Raw genomic sequence first — 19345 nt, forward strand, 5'->3', positions numbered from 1 at the left:
ACTGTGGCTATCTTTCGGCCCCAAAGCCATAGTGGCATGAAACTACCCAATGCGAGTCATTTATGAATCTACACGAAACCCAAATCCTGGAAACTGTCCTGGTCGTGCTGGCGGTCGTAATCGTCAGACGAATTTTGGGGCAAATTTTGAAAAAAATATACCTGAATCTAGACTTGCAGGAACGTCGGTTCCAACTGGTCAACAAAATCAAAGACATCATTCTTTATCTCGTGGCGCTGGTCTTCATTCTGACGATATGGTCGGTAGGCCAAAATGAGATTTTCCTGTTTGTCAGCTCCTTTCTCACTATTCTGGGTATCACGCTTTTTGCCCAATGGTCGCTATTGTCGAATATCACCGCCGGGATCATTCTGTTTGTCAATCATCCGGCCAAAGTCGGCGACCGCATTCACGTTATAGACAAGGAATTCAATATCAGTGGCGACATCAGTGACATCGGATTATTTTTTATCTCGATCACCACCGACGAGAAAATGGAAATAACAATCCCTAACTCGTTGATCTTTCAGAAGATGGTTGAAATTGGCAATTCAACCTTTAACGAGTCGGGATGAAATCAGGCTCGGTCAGCTAAGTATATTTTCCAACCCCATGCCCTTAACAGGAGAACTCCTCTATGTAAACTACCTATACCCTCCTCCCTCGCATGGGCAAAATCAAAAACTACCGCTGGCTCGTCGTGGCGTTGCTCTTCACGGCCACGACTATCAACTACCTCGACCGCCAGATCATCGGCCTGCTAAAACCAATTCTCGAAGTTGAATTTAGCTGGACGGAAACCGATTTTGCCCGCATCGTTATGGCCTTTACGGCGGCTTACGCTATCGGTTTGGTTTCTTTTGGCTGGTTTATCGACAAAGTCGGGACGAAGCTGGGGTACTCGCTCACTATCACTTTCTGGAGCATCGCCGGAATGCTGCACGCCGTAGCGCGGTCGGCTTTTGGATTCGGGCTGGCGCGAGTTGGGCTGGGATTAGGCGAGGCGGGGAACTACCCGGCGGCGGTCAAGACGGTAGCCGAGTGGTTTCCCAACAAGGAGCGCGCTCTGGCGACTGGCCTTTTCAATGCCGGCACCAGTGTGGGTGTGGTCGTGGCGCTGCTGCTGGTACCCTGGATTCTGAGCCATTACGGCTGGCAGGAAGTTTTCTGGATCACGGGTGCGCTGGGCTTCGTGTGGCTAATTTTCTGGTTGATCTTTTACGACATTCCCGCCCAGCAAAAGCGGCTGACCACCGAAGAATACAACTACATTATCGACGGGCAAGAATCGGAAGAAAAAGGCAGCAAGGAAAAAGAAAAAGTAAGCTGGACGAAGCTTTTCACTTTTCCCCAAACCTGGGCCTACATCACTGGCAAAGGCCTGATCGACCCGATATACTGGTTTTTTCTATTTTGGCTGCCGTCTTATTTCGCGACTACGTTTGATTTGGATTTGAAAAAGTTCAGCCTGGAACTGATGATTATCTATACCGCCACCACCATCGGGAGCATCAGTGGCGGCTGGTTTTCGTCGCAGCTCATCAAGCGCGGTTGGCCCGTCATCAAAGCCCGCAAAGCCGTGCTGCTGGCTTTTGCGATTTTGGAACTATCGGTTATTTTGATCCAGTTCGCCGACAATGTGTGGGTAGTCGTGGGCCTCATCAGCTTCGCCGTGGCGTTGCACCAGGCTTGGGCCACGAACGTCTTTACGCTGCCTTCCGATATGTTCCCCAAGCAAGCCGTGAGTTCCGTCGTGGGCATTGGCGGCATGGCCGGGGCCATCGGCGGGATTCTGTTTCCGATTCTTATCGGTAGTTTGCTGGATACCTACAAAGCCGCCGGGAACCTGGCCGGGGGGTATAACATCATTTTTACGATTTGCGGATTTACTTACCTGATCGCCTGGGGCATCATTCATCTGCTCACACGGAAGTCGCGAATGCTGTCGCTGGCGGAGTTGCGGTAGTGGCGCGCTACGCAGGGGTTTGAACGGCTTTTTGTATTATTTTGGCCAAAGTTTTCGTGTTTGGCCAGAATAATACTCTATCACTCATGCCTCTACAATTCACTACCGCCCGTACCGACGATGACCTGCACCAAATCCTGTATTTGCAAACCCAGAATCACAAAAGCCTTGTTTCCGACATTGTCAAGCGGGAACAAGGCTTCGTAACTGTCCGCCATACTTGGCAAGAACTTAGCAAGATGCACGAGGCGACACCGCAGATCATCGCCAAAGACGAAGGTAAAGTAGTGGCCTATGCTCTGGCCATGCTACCAGATGCCGCCACGCTCATTCCCGACTTACAGCCGATGTTTGCCTTGTTTGAACAAATTTCCTGGCAAAACAAGAAACTGGCGGACTGTCATTATTACGTCATGGGACAGGTGTGCGTGGCGGAAAGTCATCGGGGACAGGGATTATTCGACGGACTTTACGAGCAACACCGCGAACTGTACCGCCCCAATTTTGACTTACTCATCACCGAAGTGTCGGCGGGTAACGGGCGTTCGCTGCGGGCGCACGAGCGGGTAGGCTTCCGGCCGATCCACACCCATATCGACCACGTGGACACGTGGCAGGTACTGGCGTGGGCTTTTTGACCAAATTTCTTTTTGCGACTTCTTTCCCTTCGGTGCCAAATCATGCACCCTTATTTTCACGAAAAGAAAGGATCAGGCTTTTCCTCTGATTCCGACCATCTGGTGAAGAATATGGAGAGAGGCCAAAAAAGTACGGCGTTTATTGCTTTGCTCCAATTCGGTCTGTTTGGATTCTCTCTAACAGCTCTTGTGCCATACCAGCTTATGAGTATGATGCTCAAAATGATTAATCCGATTCCCATTCGATTGAGTGTTTAAGGGTAAGTACCAAGTCAGTTAATTCTTTCGGGATCGCCTTCTTATGGCTTTTTCCTTTTCAGCGCCAGATCATGCGCCGTGTCGTAGTACGAGCGCAGGTTGGTCCAGTCGAAGACGTCCGAAATGTTCTCCACGCGGTTGCGCTGCATGATGCGGTCGCGGCGATTCATTTTTACAAATTTGAACAGAATGTCCGCCATCTGGTCGGCGGCCTGGGAGTAGTTCTGTGTCTTGCGGTTGATAACGTAGATGCCCCGGTTCTCGTAGTCGCGCATGATCTGCATGATGTAGTCGCCGAAGCCCGAGAGGTCGCTGGTGACGGTCGGCACGCCGCGCACGACGCATTCCAGCGGCGTGTAGCCCCAGGGTTCGTAGTAGCTGGGGAAAACGCCAAGGTGGCAGCCGCGCACAAACTGCCCGTAGTCCAGCCCGAAGAGTGGGTTAGTCGAAGACACGAAATCGGGGTGATATACGATCTTGACGCGGTCGCGCTCGTTGTTGACCAAGTTGGCCTTACGGCAGAAATCGGTGATACCGTCTTCCTGCTTTAAATCGTGGGTAACGAAGGCGGGTAGTTCGTCCGTTTTCCAGGATTGGATGGTGCGCCGCAGCCGCAACCGCCAATACTCGTCCACGAATTGGTTGAGATCGGGCATCTTGTGATCGGTGCCCGAGGCCGTGGCGAGGAAAAGTTTTTCACCTACCTGCTTCTCGATGGCGGTGGTAGTTACGTGCAACTCGTCCAGCACCGCCCGCGAGTGCAGCACGTCGGAGTTGATGGAATAATAGGGCTGTTTGGTGATGATGAACATAACAACGGTCATCTCCGAACCCGTCTGGATCAGCCGCCAATTGAGCCGCGCCAAAGCTTCCAGCGTGAGATCGTAACCCTTATTGCTGTACTCATAGCGGCCCGAGGTGAAAAGGTAGAGCGTATTGTCAAGATCGAAAGAGTAGCTGGGGAAGAAGTGGCCCAACACGAACTCGTGAATTTTCTCTTTGTATTTGAGGTGCAGGTTCTGGAACTCATGCGACGCTTGAAATCGCATTACGTTCAGGCCGTTGGGCGTGACCAGGTCTGGTATTCTTCCCAGGAACACTTCACACTCTCGGGCGGTGACGTCGCTCACGGTGGTCAGTACATGGGCGTTTTGGGCTGCTTGTCGCTCAAATGCGGCCTGCGTCACGATGCCGTAGTGTCGGGCTTCGTGTTCCCAATCGAAGAAAGGTAGTTTGTTGTAAAAACCATCTACGTTTTGGGCAAGATAACGGCCCAACATAGTGGCGTGGGTCGTGAAAGTGATGGCGATCTTAACGTTTCCTTTCCGCAGGGCGGGTACGCCGCTGCTGGCCATCCACTCGTGAAACTGCACGGCGATGTCGGCCTTCTTGGCGTTTTCGGCGGCAAACTCCGTTAGGTAAATCCGTAACATATCGCCAAAAACGATGGTTTGGTTTACCAGATCTTCGGTATCGACGGTCGCAATCCGCTGTTCTTCCCAAAGTCGGTATTTTATCTCGTCCAGGCGATCCATCGAACCCAGCACATCGAACAAAATGACGCGTGGTTTGCCCGTTACCAGCCAGTAGCCGTATTGAACACCATAGCCCATTTCGCGCATGGCGGCCACAGTCCGGCCCGCCGCCGTATCGTCAAGGTCTTCAATCGGTTCGAACTCTGACAATGCTCTATGGGGAAAATAGGGGCCGAGCAGACAATAGTCCTCGCCCCATTTCTCGACCATCGCGGGTACTTTGGTGCGAATGACGGTATATATGCCTCCAACTTGGTTGCAGACTTCCCAAGCGGTTTCGAACAGGATTGTTTTCTTTGGCTTCTTCACTATCTTTTCCAAACTGGAGTACGTTTAAGCTAAGTTGAGGTTAGGGTTGAAAGGTACTATATACCCCTTTAAAATCACAAAGAATCCACTATTTACCATGAAAATGCGAAAAAAAGCAGACTTGCCGACCAAGATATGCCTTAGCTGCGGACTTCCTTTTACTTGGCGTAAGAAGTGGGCAAGCAGTTGGGAAGAGGTCCAATATTGTAGCGACCGCTGCCGCTCGCAGCGGGGCAAGTCACTGAAAAACAACGAACCATAGTTTGCCGTGGCTATCTGAGAAAGAGAAAGAGAAAAAATCAGCCAACCAGAATTGCTCCAAAATCCGTTACTTTGACGATTCAATAAACGACGTGTGACTGCTGGCGTGAAAAAAATTGGTTTCGGACTTCTATCCCCTTTCTTCTTATACTTTGGCCTTACTGCCTGCCGGGCGCAGTCCGAAATTACTGAAATCATTCGCCCACCCAAGCGGGAATTCCGGGCGGTGTGGGTAGCCACAGTGGACAATATCGATTGGCCAAGCCAGAAAAACCTCACGCCCGATCGCCAACGTGCGGAGTTTATTGAACTGCTGGAATTCCACAAAGGAGTTGGCATGAATGCTTTATTCGTGCAAGTGCGGGCGGCGGGCGACGCCTTTTACGCCAAGAGCCGTGAGCCGTGGTCGGAATGGCTCACGGGCGAGCAGGGCCGCGCACCCGTGCCGTTTTATGATCCCCTAGACTTTATGGTGCGGGAGTCACACCGCCGAGGGATGGAGTTCCATGCCTGGCTCAACCTTAACCGACTGGTACATCGCTCGTCCAGGAGCGTATCTTCCCAGAACCTCAGCCGCACCCAACCTACCTGGGTTCTGGATTACGACGGAGCCAAGCTTTTCAATTTTGGACTACCCGAGGTGCGACAGTTTATCACCGAGATGACGGTCAATGTAGCCCGCAACTACGACATCGACGGCATTCATTTCGACGACTACTTTTATCCCTATGCCGTAGCTGGCCAAACCTTACGCGACGACGCGACCTTCAAAAAGTACGGTCAGAATTTTGCCAATAAAAACGACTGGCGACGGCACAATGTGGACTTACTTATCAAGCAGATTCACGATTCTCTGGATGTGGTGAAGCCGCGCCTCAAATTCGGCATCAGCCCGTTCGGCGTGTGGCGCAACCACCGCGACGACGCCAGCGGCTCCAACACCACAGGCGGATTGACCTCCTACGATCACCTTTTTGCCGATACGCGCAAATGGTTGCAGGAAGGCTGGATCGACTACGTTGCCCCGCAGGTTTATTTTTCGGCAGGTTTTGCCAAAGTGCCTTTCAAAAATCTGGTGGATTGGTGGGCCGAAAATAGCTTCGATCGGCATTTTTACGTAGGCCAGGCGGCCTACCGCGTGGGTTTTGAGGACAAAGATATCCATTGGCGCAACTCGTCCGAAATACCCGATCAGGTACGGCATCTGCGCCGAGATGGGGCAGATGGCAGCATCTTTTTCAGTTCTCGCTCGCTGCGCCGCAACTCACTGGGTTTCGCAGATTCGCTCCGAAATGAATTTTACAAGTACCCAGCCTTGATTCCTTCCATGCCCTGGAAAGATAGCGTGCTGCCCCTCAGTCCGCAAAAATTCGGAGCTACGCTGCAAAGAGCGGGCCTCAACCTGTTCTGGGAAGCCCCGCCGCTCGCCGCCGACGGCGATTCGGCTACCTACTATGTGGTCTATCGGTTTGAAGAAGGCGAGAAGCCTTCGGCCATTGACCCGCGCCGCATCGTGGGAATGTGTTACGAAGGTACCCACTTCACCGACCGCACCGCCGTGGCCGAAAAGAAATACCTATATTACGTCACCGCCGTGGATCGCCTTCACAATGAGGGCCGTCCCATCGGTCCACTACGGATTTTGATCCAGGAAAACCGCCTACAACGATTCGATGTAGAAGCATTGGAAAACTAGGGCCGTTACTCGTTCAGATGTGGCCCGAGGAGCGTCATACGCTGCGGCGTAATGGCCCCACCTTAACCCTTCAATCAAAAATGAATAAACCCGAACTCAAACAAGCCTTCACCGAAACCATGCAGTCGTACCTCGACGCCCTGGATCGCTATTCCGATGAACAATTTGTCGCCAAACCTGACGAGGCAGAGTGGTCGCTCGGGCAGATGTACCAGCATCTTTACGAAGCCAACACCTACTTTTTCCTGGCTAACGTGAAGCGTTGCCTGGAAAAAAGAAAAGGGCAGGAAGGCGGCGAAATGACCGCCGCCGGACAAAACGTTCATCAGCACAACAGCTTTCCCCCAATCAAAGTCAAACGCCCCGCCGCCCCGAACAGCCCCGAACCCGTCGCCCAGGATCGGGAAGCGTACAGAGTTCTCTACGCCCAAACGCTACGGGAAGGCTTGGATTGGGCCGAAGCATTGGCACAGGATGATGGCAGCTACAAAACCCAGCACTATGTGTTCGGCTGGCTGAACGCCACCGAGTGGCTGCAAGGGCTGGAAATCCACGCCCGGCACCACATTCGGCAACGGCATGAGCGGGAAGCGTGGCTGGGAATTGCAACGGTGTGAAGCACGCAGCTACCGAAACGCCGCCATCACCTCCTCAACAGACCGCGTATCTCCATAGAAAGACAAAATTCGCGTTAGAATCCCCTCCACTACCGCGTCGGGACAAGACGCTCCGCAAGTGAGCAGAATAGTAGCGGGTACTTTCTCCGGCAGGTAGTTTTCCGTCGTCACCTCTTCCTTTTGGTGTAAATCAAAATGCCGAATCAGGGTTTTGTTCAAAATTTTATCGGCCGATGTGATATAGTAGGTCGGTAGTTTGCTCTCACAAAGCTCCACGAGGTGCGAGGTGTTAGAACTGTTGTAGCCGCCCGCCACGATAGCCAAATCCGCCGGCTGCGTGAGCAAGGCGTAGGTGGCGTCCTGGTTGTCGTTGGTGGCGTAGCAAAGCGTGTCGCGGGTATTGGCGAAGCGTTCGTCCACTTCGGCCGGGGCTAGCTGATAGTGACGAATCATCACCTGTTTCAGATAGTCGGCGATGCCCTGCGTGTCGGAGGCCAGCATGGTAGTTTGGTTCACCACACCGATGCGCTGTAGGTCGCGAGCCGGGTCGAAGCCTTCGGAGTACTGGCCAGCAAATTCTCTGTAAAAAGCCTCGGCGGCACTTTCAGCCGTGATGTAGGTGGCTAGTCGCTGCGCCTGTTCCATGTTTTTGACGACCACCGTGGGCGTACCCTGCTGGCTGTGCGAGAAGGTGGCACGAGTTTCTTCGTGCATCGGTTTGCCATGGACGACGACGGTATAGTGCTTCTCACCGATCTGAGCCGCCCGGTTCCAGACTTTCTCCACAAACGGACAGGTCGTATCGTACTGGTAGGCGTCGATGCCGATAGCCGAAAGCTGCGCCTGAATCTCCACTGTCGTGCCGAAGGCGGGAACCACTACCACATCATCGGGCGTAAGTTCGACCCAGGGAATGAGTTGGTTGCCTTTGGTGTCCATGATGAATCGTACGCCTCGCTCCTGCAGGTCACGGTTGACATCCGGGTTATGAATCATTTCGCTGAGCAGGAAAATGCGCTTGCCCTTGTTTTCCGAGATAGCCTTGTAGGCGATTTCAATGGCGTTTTCTACCCCGTAGCAAAACCCGAAGTGCCGCGCAATCAGGAAGCGCACGGGGCCAAAGTCCAGAACCGTGGGTTTGAAGTCGCGCTTCAGCTTATCTGCCTTCCGGCGGGATTCTTTAATGGGCGTGATGATGCTGCTTCGGTAGAAACTGGGGATGTCGAAAGTTTTCATTTATTTGGTGGAAAGTTGAAAGTGGAGAGTGTCTCCCTCACGTTTTTCAGCATCAATGTAGCAGTTTGCTGACAAATATACATTGACTTTGAAAACAACAACGGCCTTCTGAGCTTTGTTCGCTTGAGAAAATAAGAGCCTATTTTTACAAAAAAATACATCCGCCATGCAACATCGCGCCCCGCTCAGCACTCTTTATCCCAGAACGTTCAAAAATCAGACAGTGGACGGTGAAGAATGAATGATTGAAATACTGACATACGGCCAGTTTCAATTTTCGAACCTAAACTCTCCCTCAACTAAGCTTGGAAACTAAATTGTACACCGACCGACACGTCGAACTGGTGGAACGCTGCAAACTTGGCGAGCGTCAGGCTCAGTATGAGTTGTATAAGCAGTATTCCAAGGCGATGTTTAATGTGTGCATGCGGATGCTTGACCACGCGGGAGAGGCGGAGGACACGTTACAGGAGGCTTTTGTGGACGCTTTCACGCACATCGGACAGTTTCGGCAGCAGTCTACATTCGGGGCTTGGCTGAAGCAAATAGTGGTCAATAAGGCTATCAACCAACTGCGTAGCCGCAAAATGAAGTGGGTCGAAATCAGTGAGTGGCAAGCGGCCAACGAAGACTCTTTTTCAGCGGAGGAAAGTATCGACTGGCACGAGGAAACCGAGTACGAAGTTGAGCGCATTCGCCGTAATATGCAGCAACTCCCCGAAGGCTACCGCATTGTGATGACGCTTTATCTCTTCGAAGGCTACGATCACGAGGAGATCGGCGAAGTGTTGGGCATCAGCGAGGTAACTTCCCGAACGCAATATCTGCGGGCTAAGAGGAAGTTAGTGGAGATGATGAGGTAAGAGAGTGACAAAGCCACTAAGCCACTAAGCCACTAAGCCACAAAGCCACAAAGTGGAAATGCCTAGTTACAAGTAAAGTTCTCCTGCCTAAACACTAAACGACTAAACCCCTAAACAAATCAATAATTTGACCCAAAATTTACATTCAACCCAGAAGAAACAATGAAAAAGTCTTCGGATAAAAAAGACCGATTGGAGCGGTTTGTGCGCGACAATAGGGAGGATTTCGATCGGTTGGAACCTGACGATTCGCTATGGAGACGCATCGATCTCCAATTGGGTGATACAGAACCCGAGGTGGTGGCGGCTCCTGCCAAAACGCCTCCCCGTTTTCGAAATTGGGGCCGGGCATATTTCGACTGGCGGGTGGCAGCGGGACTGCTGCTGGCCTTGTGTGTATCATATTTAGTTTACCTCAACAAAGAGTACGGCGTGACCCGTGACCCGCAGGTGGCTCTGAATGTACCTACCTACGCCCGCGAGTTCGCGCAATACAACGACGCCATCGAACAGAAACGCCGCGAACTGATCAAGCTGACGACCGATAACCCGGACCTATACGGGGAGTTCTCAACTGACCTCGACCGCCTTGAAAAAAGCTACGGTAATCTGCGCTCAGAACTCAACAAAGCCCCCAATCAGGAAGCTCTCGTGCAGGCAATGATCCAAAACCTACAATGGCAGATCGACCTGCTGAACCAACAACTGACCATTTTACAACGCATCAAACAGGCTAACGAACGCCATGAAAATAAAGCCATTATATAGTACCTTGCTATTGGTACTCGTCGCGTGGGTTGCTCAAGCGGAGGAGAACCAACTCATCGAGAAAAAACGGACGGTGATAAAAACCTTCACTGTTGAACGAAACGACCGTCTATCTGTAGATAACCAATATGGACAGGTGAAAGTCAACCTTTGGGACCGGACCGATGTTCGGGTACAGATAACGATCACCGCCAATGCCCCGACCGGCCAACGCGCCGAAGACTACCTCCGGGCTGTCGATATCGAAGAGAGGCGGGAAGGAAACCTCATCAGTCTAAAGACGGAAATTGACCGCGATCAGTTTGGCAAGAGCAATTGGAACGCCTGGCGCAGCCGACCTGGCGAGAAGAATTCCATCCAGATCGACTACACGATCAATATGCCAAAATACAACCCGCTTATTGTCAGGAATAAATTCGGCAATACCGATATTCCCGCCTTTCAGGCTCCGCTGCAGGTACACTCCCGAAACGGCCATTTCTCGGCGGACGATCTGGAAAATGCCAGTAATCTGATCGAAGTCTTGTACGGCACAGCCAAAATCGGCAATATGGACGGCGGCAAGATGGAAGTCAGGTACAGTAACCTCGATCTGGCCAAGGTGCAGTCGCTGGTGCTGGACTACAAGGGCGGAAAGCTGAAAATCGGCGAGGTGAAAATCCTGGAAGCCGACATCGACTATTCGGAATATGCCGCCATTGGCAACGTGCAGCAATCCTGCAAGGTCAACCTCAGCTACTCGGGAAACTTCCACGTCAACCGACTCTCCACTACCGCCGGAAATGTAAACATTCGGGCTTCATACTCCTCGGTGGTACTTCCCGCTGAGTCCAATCAATTCGACGTAACAGTGACCAACGGCAACTTTCTTCTGCCCGACGATGCCAAGGTCATTTACACCAACCAACCCGCGAAGACAAATACTTACCGCGATACTAAACAGTACTCAGGTACCGTCGGATCAGGTCACGGAACGGTTATTAAAGTCGTGTCGCGCTACGGGGATGTGCGATTGAAAGACTGATTTAGGCCTTTTAACACCAAAAAGAGCGCGGCGCGAAGGGGAAACCCTGTCGCGCCGCGCTCTTTTTTTAACCTCATTTATCTCAGAAAAGTATTGGACGCAAAGTAAGGCGTGCTCTCGGCTTTCTTCTCTTTTCTCTTGTCGATGATGACACCCGTGCCAGCTCCCGCACCGGCTCCAACGACCGCTCCGATCACAGCTCCTTTTACACGGTTATTTTTGGCAACGATCGCTCCCGTTGCGGCTCCTACACCAGCGCCGATCAAAGCCCCTTTCACGGGCGTACTCATGCCTTTTTTCTTCACTTCGGCGGCTGGCTTAGTCTCAGCGGTTGGCGCTTTGTTTCCTGATTTGTATGCATCCGTGGATTTCGCTTCGTTTTCCGTCCACTCGTTATCGACTTGCTGGGTGTGGCGCGTATCGGTTGGCAGAGTGTTGCCGAAGTAGGCATAGCGAGCGTTGCTGTTTTCGAGAGCGGCCACCCGCGCGGGATCGGCGGTTTCCTGCTCTGCCTTGAGCATTCCTAATTCATGCCGCAATTTCAGGATTTCGTTCTCCTGCTTGGCTTGCGCGAGTTCAATCTGTAACGCGGCGTTGCTTTGGTTTTCTGATTTCTGGTTGTCAATGCCGCCGCAGGAGTACAGGGTGCTGGCGATTAGGGCAATTCCAATTAGCTTTTTCATGGTTGTTTTCAGGTTTGGCTCTTTCGTCTTTAAATAAAAAAAATGATAGAGCTGGTGAAAAATAGTGCCTTCTCAAAGCGTTTATGAAAAGTACGCAGGTTAGAAGGCCCCGCCACGAAGGAGTTTAAGCTTGTCTAGAAAATAGGTATAGGATTAACATTTGTTTGCAAATCCTGAACTTGCCAGCATTTGCCGAAATTGCCCTACACAAATCACTCGACGAGGATCGAACGGGAGGATTGCGCACCCTGTTCATCCCTGAATTGGAGAATGTACCTGCCCGCAGCCAGTCCCTGCACTGATAGAACTACCTGATTGACTCGAACCACGGCTTGGTTTCTGATGAAAGAGCCTTTCAAGTCACAAAGTTGAAGTAGGCCAGTCGCGGCTTGGGCGAAGGAAACGGTGAGAAAGCCGCGGCTGGGGTTAGGGTAAGCGATCCAGAATTCTTGTACAGCGGGATTCAGAGAGAGCACTATGTTTTCTTCTTTAGCAATGGTGTCTTTCACAACTACCGGATCGGTAGTTACCGTCAGCTCTATAAAGGGTGACTCCGATCGGGAACTCACCGCCCGCAGACGATAGGTATAACGCGTGTGCGGCTCCAACCCTTCGTCCAAAAAGCACGGGGATTTGCCATCGTAGCGACCACTCGGGCTGAAAGTACGCTCCAGTTCCTTTTTTCTTTCCAAAACGTAGCGAACAGTATCTTCTTTGATCGGCTGCCAGCTGATCTTGATAGTCTTTTCCGCTTCCTCTTGCAGGGTGTCCTTCTTGAATTTTTCGATAACCAGCACGTCATTAATGGCTACCCCGTGAAAGGAAAAAGCCGCCAGGCCGTACTTGTTGCGCAGATGGGGGCCAGGAAAAACGATCGCTGTTGTACTATCTACAAAAGAGGGTAGGTAATTCAGCTCATGTGCAGTTGCCGAAGAGTCCAATATTAGGGTAATCCGGTTGCCCGCAATTTCGTACGCCGCAATAGGGGCTGGGATGGAATCTTTCTGATCGAAAAAAAACTGGTCATGTCCCCGCAGCTTTACGGATTTCCCCTTTTTGTTCGTCACGACGGTGTCCGATGGCCACCTCATTTCTTGCCCTTTGTCGAATTCCAGCACGATGGTGTCCTTTCGAACCGAGGTGTAAAATACCTTTCGGATGTCGGGATTACCGTTATTGGGATCGTACGGGGCACCATATACGGCAGGCGAGATGAAGCGAAACGTCTGACGGGCCAATTCCACATAACCCGCCAAGCTGTAATGGATTCCATTATAACCGAGCAATCCCACGGTAGCAAAGTGGGTTGTTTTAGGGTAAAGAGCCGGAATGCGCCGCTGAAAATCGCGGATTACGCCCGCTTGTGGATTAGGGTTTGTGAGCAAATTTATTTGCATCACCACAAAAGTGTCTACCATTGGGTAGTCCTGCTGCCAGTAATGGTACAGCGTATCGAATTTCTGGACGTAGTTCGGGATTTCGGCCAGTACATCTTCCTCGCCCTGCAACCAGAAAAACGCACGAATGCGTACGGCACCCGATTTTTGTACCCGGAGCCGGAGTAAGTCGTAGATAGTATGAATCGGACTACCATCGCGCTGAATGTGCTTCTGAATGCCCGTGCCAGGAAACGCCCCTTTGATGACGCAGGTCGGGATTTTGTACGTTTCCAGAATTCGTCTTTGCAAGTCGAACCCCCATATGCCCACCGAGGGCCAGGAGTGCTGCGACTTGACCCAAAGGGTATCTTCGGCGTAATACTCCGGGCCACTATCGGGGATCTGGGCCAGCGTTCGGCAGTATTTGCTCGAAAAATTTAGTTCCCTGGTATCCAGTCCGGCGGAGATAGCGTTCGATTGGCCATTGAACACGTAAAAATCCCCAGCCACGATGTCGTCCCGGCGTACTACCAGCGTGGAGTCCGTCGAGTCCCGGCGGACGTACACCGCGAAGTCATAGTCAGCCAGCTCAGCTTTGATTTTTGGTTTGAAAGCAAAGCGGGCCACGCTGTCCTTTCCAGCGTAAGTCAGCGGACTGCGGAAGTAGCCCGAGGGCTGTTTATTTCTATAAGCTACAACTGAAATGGAGCGATAACCCAGCGTACTGACTACCCCAGAAATGGGGACAACGGCTTGATTGCTATCGTCACGGGCATAAAGCTGAAAGTCACGGGGAAGTTGATTGAAGGTAGCCAGGCCAAACTTCTGCGCCCGCAGCTCTCTGCCAATTCCCAGTACGAGTACAATGCTCAACCAGCTTATATAGGCGTATTTTCCCATGCGAATGCTCCCTTTGTTCTGCGCTCAATCAACCAATCGGGTAGTTTTGATGACCCCTCATACTAAAAAAAGGACACAAAAGTACTAATATTACCTTCACTCAACGTAAATCTAACTTACTGGGAGGTAAGTTGTTTTTGCCTTTTTTTAACAATATCCCGGCAGACACCGAACGGGCCAAGTAGTTGGGTAGGGTAATGTTCTTATCTGAAAAATATTCCCTTATGAAAATAACATTTTTTCGCCTTGGGCTAGCTGTGGTTGCCCTGAGTAACCTGATCGCCTGTACGCGCGCGCAACCCGACAGCAAAAGTCTGTTCAACGGTAAAGACTTACGCGGTTGGCACGCCGACATCCCCGCCATGGACAGCACCAATGCCCGGATGCCTTTCGTGGTTCGTAACAAAATGCTGGTTAGCCTCGGAACGCCCGGTGGGCACCTTATCACCGATGGTACTTACCAAAATTTCCGTTTAGAATTGGAATACCGCTTTGCCGGAAAGCCCGGCAACTGCGGGGCGCTAGTGTTCGTATCGACGCCACGCGCGCTTTACGATATGTTCCCCAAGTCGATCGAGATACAGATGATGCATACCAATGGGGGCGATTTTTGGTGTATTCAGGAAGACATTGTAGTACCGGACATGGAAAAGCGCCGGGGACCAAAGGAAAAATGGGGCGTCAACGGCGACAAGCTTCGCCGCATTCCTAACCTTACCGACGGTTCGGAAATGCCTGTCGGCGAGTGGAACAAACTCACCATCGAGTGCTTGGGAAATTCTATAAAGGTGTGGATGAACGGCGACTTCGTCAACTACGGTTACGATGCCACGGCCCATAGCGGGCACATCGCTCTGCAATCGGAAGGCTCAGAGGTGGAGTTTCGGAAAGTACAGTTGACGCCAATCAAGACGCTATCGAACTAACTTACGTGTCCTACCCGATAGTCGAATTCGTGTGACTCAAATCGGGTGAACACACAGGCTCTCAGGTATGCCTGCCCGGCCCTACTGTGCGATGAGGGTCAGGATTTTTCCTCCGCTATAATCGAAGAAATACAACTCATTCTGTTCGTCCACGCCAAAGGCTGAGATCGAGGCAGATTTATCTATCAACAGATCATTCTTGGCTGTCCCGCTTGATGGGACTTCCAGGGCCCAGATGCGGCCACTGGCGTAGTCGCCGTACACGTATTTTCCGGCCAGGCCAGGTAGTTTGGTACCGCGATAGACGTAGCCACCCGTAATGGAGATATCGCCTTTGGCGTGGGTATAATCCCAGACGGGGTCGATCAATCCAGGCTCCTGACAGTTGTTTTTGGGGTTAAAGCAGTCGTCGGCTTCCTTCAACCGCCAGCCGTAATTGCCGCCCTTTTCAATGATGTCGATTTCTTCGATCTGGTTCTGGCCTACATCGCCCGTCCATAATTTTTTCGTGGTCGGGTCGAAACTCATCCGCCAGGGATTGCGCAGGCCGTAGGCGTAGATTTCCTCCCGCGTACCCTCTTTGTTGCCAGCGAATGGGTTGTCCGCAGGAATGCCATAGTTGCCCTTTCCGGTGGCGTTGACATCGAGCCGCAAAATCTTTCCCAGCAGACTGGTTTTATCCTGCGCATTGTTCTTTGGATCGCCGCCGCTGCCGCCGTCGCCCGTCGAAACGTACAGGTAGCCATCCGGGCCGAAGTGTACCGCGCCGCCGTTGTGATTGGAGTAAGGCTGGGCGTACGTGAGCAGAATCGTTTCGGTGGCGGAATCGGCGGCACCCGTGGCCGGGTTGCTCACTTTGTAGCGAGCCACTACCGATTCGCGGGGATTATCGCGGGTGTAGTTGACGTAGATATAGCCGTTGCTCTTAAAATTGGGATGAAACGCCAGACCCAGCAGTCCCATCTCACCGCCACTCTTTACTTTATTTTTTATATCGAGAAAAAGCGTGGCCGTAGCAGGCTTTTTCGTAGCGTCGAAAAAACGAATCGTTCCCGGCTGCTCCACCACGAAAAGGCGGTTGCTGCCGTCGGCGGCGTTGACGAGTTCGACCGGGTCATCAAATTTAAGATCCGGGAAAGCCTCTGTTATTTTGTAGCTAACTGCCCCGGAAGGTGCCGGGGTTACGGGATTGCCTGATCCGTCGTCCTGGCCATTACCACAGGCTACGAATAAGAATAAGGCCGACCAGGCCAGTAGTTTATGAATGGAAAGTGTCATGTTCGTTGTGTTTTTTCTTTTCACAACGAACAGACTGGGCCAAGTGTTCTATCGAGCCGCCTTCTTATTTTCCAACTGCTTTCATTATTCGCAATGTGCGGGCCTCGCCCCCCTGTGCTGTAATCCTCAGCAGGTAGATCCCCGGCCGGGCAGCTTCCTCTGTTAGATTCACTTCCAGCAGTGAACGCTCCATGCGCCATTTCGAGTGATCGAGCAGCGTGCTCCGTCCCTCTACAGACAGCACTTCTACGGTTTTGGCAATAATACCTTCACTCATCTGCACCTTGACATTATTTACGAAAGGATTAGGATAAGCCTTCCACGGTTCTGTCGTCGGAAAAACTTCGTGCTCTTCCACGCCCAGTCGCACCGGAACATTGTTAGCTTTGATAATGTCAAACTGAATAGACCGGCTGGTTACCATGGTGTTGTTGCGGTAGGCGGTCACTTTCAACTTGTAAGTACCAACTTGAGGCTCGAAACCAGTTCCGTTGCCGTACAGGCCAAATGGAGCCGCCTCGTCGGTACTTGTCTTGCTGGTCGGGCCCGTCAGCTCAAAAGTCATCGAGTTGACGTTAGCATTACTTTCCACAAAAAGGTCAATACTGGTGGGCAGGGTACTCAGGGGGATAATGTCGGCATTGGCGATTTCCCGAAGCCTCTTTGGCTGTTGCCCGGACTCGTACAAAATGACGTGTAGTTCGGGCCGCTGTACCCGTATCGTAAACTCTACCGTGACCGACGCGCCTTTATCGTCTTTGGCTACCGCCTTCACAGGATAATCCCCGGCGGCGGCAGGGTTGCCGGCCAGCAGTGAGCCGTTGGCCGTAATACCGGGCGGCAGAGCAGAGGCATAACTAATTGACGCAATGGCACCATCGGAGTCCTTAAAATACTGCTTCACATCGAAGCGGAAGATCTGGCCCACGATCGCGATCAAGTCAGGTACAGGATCGGCCACTGGTGGCATGTTACCCCCACGCACTGCCAGCTTAAAGCTAACTTGGGCAGAAGCACCCTTGTCGTCGAAGGCTCGCACTGTCACGGAGAACTCGCCGACCTTGGTCGCTCGTCCGCTGATCGTATCGCTTTTGGCGCTCAGGCCAGGGGGTAGGCCTGAGATTTCTAGACGGACAATCTTTCCGTCTGTATCGATGAAAGTACCCGATGGAATTATGAAACGGTACACGGCGTTGCTGTCGGCTACTTGGTCATCTATTGCCCTAACTACCAGAGGAGTTTGGTTACTCCGCACCGTAAGTCGGAAGGTTAGTTGCGCCGAGGCCTCCTTATCGTCGAAGGCCTTCACAACAACGGCGTATTCACCCACCTGCGTCAGGCGTCCGCTGATCGTGTCGCCATTCACAACGAGTTGCGGTGGCAAGCCAGAGATTTCCAGACGGGCAATTTTCCCGTCCAAATCGATGAACGTACCTGCTGGAATCACGAATCGATACACCGCGTTACTGTCTGCCACCTGATCGCTAATAGCCTTGGCTACCAGCGGCGGGCGGTTTCCGTCCAATACGGTCAGACTAAAAGTAAGTTGCGCAATCGCGCCAGCATTATCCTTGGCCACAACCACCAATTGGTACTTACCCACTTTGGTCGGTATACCCGACATTGTCCGGCCACTATTGATCATCCCTTCTGGTAGTCCCTGAATAGTGACAGATGAAATGGTTCCGTCAGGGTCAGTGAATACTTTTTCTGGTATCGTGTAGCTGAACCGTTGATAGACCTCGGTTGTCTGGTCAGGAATTTTACCGTTAGCGACAGGTGGAAGGTTGTCTGCGGATACAGTGAATTTGAACGTCGTCTCTGCCGCGCCGTTGCCGTTGTCCGTCACCCGAACCTTTGCCGTAAATACACCCTGTTTGGTGGGCGTACCTGTGATGAGTGTACCATCGCCTTTCAGGCCGTCCGGCAGTGCTGTAATCACGAGGGCGGTAATGATACCATCGGGATCTACAAAAGTACTGTCCGGCAGTCGATGGGCGAAAGGCGTACCGACCCTAGCGAACAGCTCCACGGGCGGCTTGACTAATACAGGAACGAGATTCTGATTCTCTATGTCATCAACCACTACGAAATGGATGGTCTCGTCGCTCAGCCGTGCCCCTTTCAGATCAGCCTTCTCGTAAGATTTCACATTCAGGGTGTAAGTACCCGCCGCAAACACCACGCCACCATTGTCGCCGAACACCCCATATGGAGTCTGGTTGTCTGTACTACCCACTGAATAAGGGCCCTCCATCTTGAAAGCGTAGCTGCCTACACTACCCGCCTTGGGGGACACCAGAATGTTGACAATCAACTTGGCGTCATCGCCCCGAAGGGTATCGCCGTCCACAATATAATGTAGAAAGCGGCGAGTCAGGAAGTTTCCCGCTTGAAAAAGACTAAATACGTTGTCGGTTGGGGTGGCATCCACGGAAATTTTGAACTGGGTCGAAACCTCGGCGCCCTTGTCGTCGCGCGCCGTGACCGTCACGCCGTACTCGCCCGTGACTGTGGGCGTACCCGCAAGTTTCCATCCGTTGAGACTCACGCCGCTAGGCAAACCTTTGGCCGAGATGCCCGCGATGGTACCATCAGGGTCGGTGAAGGTCTCTTTTAGGATTTCATAGTCGAAGAACTGCCCTACCTTACCGCGCTGATTGGGTATGCTTCTGCTGACCACGGGCGACTGGTTCGGAACTTCTTTTGGGGCTACCTCGAATTTGAACTGCGCGGACACTTCGGCCCCCTTGTCGTCGCGCGCCGTGACCGTTACGCCGTACGCGCCGCTGGTCGTTGGGATGCCCGCGAGCTTCCAGCCCTCGAGCTTCACCCCATCGGGCAGGCCCTTGGCCGTGATGCCCGCGATGCTGCCGTCGGGGTCGGTGAACGTTCCCTTGGATATCTCGTAGGCGAAGGCCTGGCCGACCTGCCCCTGCTGGTCGGGGATGGCCCGGCTGACCACGGGAGGTTTGTTCACACCCTCCTTCGGGGCAACCGTCAGCTTG

Annotated in this window: 16 protein-coding genes; 10 read left to right on the forward strand and 6 right to left on the reverse strand. The window is 52.3% G+C overall.

Annotation, left to right across the window (positions count from 1 at the left end):
- Positions 1-62 precede the first annotated feature (62 nt).
- The 3 genes from ACEW8P_RS01980 to ACEW8P_RS01990 all read left to right on the forward strand — a co-directional run bounded on the left by ACEW8P_RS01980 (position 63) and on the right by ACEW8P_RS01990 (position 2604).
- A complete protein-coding gene (locus ACEW8P_RS01980) occupies positions 63-575 on the forward strand; it encodes a mechanosensitive ion channel domain-containing protein (RefSeq protein ID WP_373511435.1) in 513 nt (170 codons plus the stop codon).
- A gap of 92 nt (positions 576-667) precedes the next feature.
- On the forward strand, positions 668-1966 hold the full coding sequence (locus tag ACEW8P_RS01985) for an MFS transporter (protein ID WP_373511436.1): 1299 nt from the start codon (positions 668-670) through the stop codon (positions 1964-1966).
- 86 nt (positions 1967-2052) lie between these two features.
- Positions 2053-2604 (forward strand): N-acetyltransferase family protein, encoded by a 552-nt coding sequence (locus ACEW8P_RS01990; protein ID WP_373511437.1) that lies wholly within the window; start codon positions 2053-2055, stop codon positions 2602-2604.
- 299 nt (positions 2605-2903) lie between these two features.
- Here ACEW8P_RS01990 and ACEW8P_RS01995 read toward each other — a convergent pair whose 3' ends face one another.
- Complete coding sequence (locus tag ACEW8P_RS01995) at positions 2904-4718, reverse strand: glycogen synthase (RefSeq protein WP_373511438.1); 1815 nt, start codon at positions 4716-4718, stop codon at positions 2904-2906.
- 91 nt (positions 4719-4809) lie between these two features.
- Here ACEW8P_RS01995 and ACEW8P_RS02000 point away from each other — a divergent pair, with 91 nt between their 5' ends.
- The 3 genes from ACEW8P_RS02000 to ACEW8P_RS02010 all read left to right on the forward strand — a co-directional run bounded on the left by ACEW8P_RS02000 (position 4810) and on the right by ACEW8P_RS02010 (position 7280).
- Positions 4810-4968, forward strand: a complete 159-nt coding sequence (locus ACEW8P_RS02000) for a DUF2256 domain-containing protein (RefSeq protein ID WP_373511439.1) — start codon at positions 4810-4812, stop codon at positions 4966-4968.
- Positions 4969-5073: 105 nt separating this feature from the next.
- A complete protein-coding gene (locus ACEW8P_RS02005) occupies positions 5074-6663 on the forward strand; it encodes a glycoside hydrolase family 10 protein (protein ID WP_373511440.1) in 1590 nt (529 codons plus the stop codon).
- A gap of 80 nt (positions 6664-6743) precedes the next feature.
- Positions 6744-7280: a DinB family protein gene (locus tag ACEW8P_RS02010; RefSeq protein WP_373511441.1), complete on the forward strand. Its 537-nt coding sequence runs from the start codon at positions 6744-6746 to the stop codon at positions 7278-7280.
- 9 nt (positions 7281-7289) lie between these two features.
- Here ACEW8P_RS02010 and ACEW8P_RS02015 read toward each other — a convergent pair whose 3' ends face one another.
- Complete coding sequence (locus tag ACEW8P_RS02015) at positions 7290-8516, reverse strand: 4-hydroxy-3-methylbut-2-enyl diphosphate reductase (RefSeq protein ID WP_373511442.1); 1227 nt, start codon at positions 8514-8516, stop codon at positions 7290-7292.
- 305 nt (positions 8517-8821) lie between these two features.
- On the opposite strand from ACEW8P_RS02015, the gene ACEW8P_RS02020 reads away from it, so the two are divergent.
- From ACEW8P_RS02020 to ACEW8P_RS02030, 3 genes are all read left to right on the forward strand, one after another.
- A complete protein-coding gene (locus tag ACEW8P_RS02020; RefSeq protein WP_373511443.1) occupies positions 8822-9379 on the forward strand; it encodes an RNA polymerase sigma factor in 558 nt (185 codons plus the stop codon).
- Positions 9380-9541: 162 nt separating this feature from the next.
- On the forward strand, positions 9542-10147 hold the full coding sequence (locus tag ACEW8P_RS02025; protein WP_373511444.1) for a hypothetical protein: 606 nt from the start codon (positions 9542-9544) through the stop codon (positions 10145-10147).
- Positions 10125-11171 carry a hypothetical protein gene (locus ACEW8P_RS02030; protein WP_373511445.1) on the forward strand — a complete coding sequence of 349 codons (1047 nt, stop codon included), beginning with the start codon at positions 10125-10127 and terminating at the stop codon, positions 11169-11171. The genes ACEW8P_RS02025 and ACEW8P_RS02030 overlap by 23 nt, the downstream gene beginning before the upstream one ends.
- 77 nt (positions 11172-11248) lie before the next feature.
- Here ACEW8P_RS02030 and ACEW8P_RS02035 read toward each other — a convergent pair whose 3' ends face one another.
- Positions 11249-11854, reverse strand: coding sequence for a YMGG-like glycine zipper-containing protein (locus ACEW8P_RS02035; protein ID WP_373511446.1), 606 nt, complete (start codon positions 11852-11854; stop codon positions 11249-11251).
- Between the two features lie 212 nt (positions 11855-12066).
- Complete coding sequence (locus ACEW8P_RS02040; protein ID WP_373511447.1) at positions 12067-14133, reverse strand: sialate O-acetylesterase; 2067 nt, start codon at positions 14131-14133, stop codon at positions 12067-12069.
- Positions 14134-14357: 224 nt separating this feature from the next.
- Here ACEW8P_RS02040 and ACEW8P_RS02045 point away from each other — a divergent pair, with 224 nt between their 5' ends.
- Positions 14358-15059, forward strand: coding sequence for a DUF1080 domain-containing protein (locus tag ACEW8P_RS02045; protein ID WP_373511448.1), 702 nt, complete (start codon positions 14358-14360; stop codon positions 15057-15059).
- Between the two features lie 81 nt (positions 15060-15140).
- Here the strand turns inward: ACEW8P_RS02045 and ACEW8P_RS02050 are convergent, their stop codons facing one another.
- Both ACEW8P_RS02050 and ACEW8P_RS02055 read right to left on the reverse strand, forming a co-directional pair.
- Positions 15141-16337, reverse strand: coding sequence for a sorbosone dehydrogenase family protein (locus tag ACEW8P_RS02050; protein WP_373511449.1), 1197 nt, complete (start codon positions 16335-16337; stop codon positions 15141-15143).
- 64 nt (positions 16338-16401) lie between these two features.
- Positions 16402-19345: putative Ig domain-containing protein (locus tag ACEW8P_RS02055; RefSeq protein WP_373511450.1), on the reverse strand; the 2944-nt coding region annotated here is incomplete at its 5' end.

Origin of the sequence: Persicitalea sp. (assembly GCF_041751555.1) — a bacterium.
Lineage (GTDB): Bacteria > Bacteroidota > Bacteroidia > Cytophagales > Spirosomataceae > Persicitalea.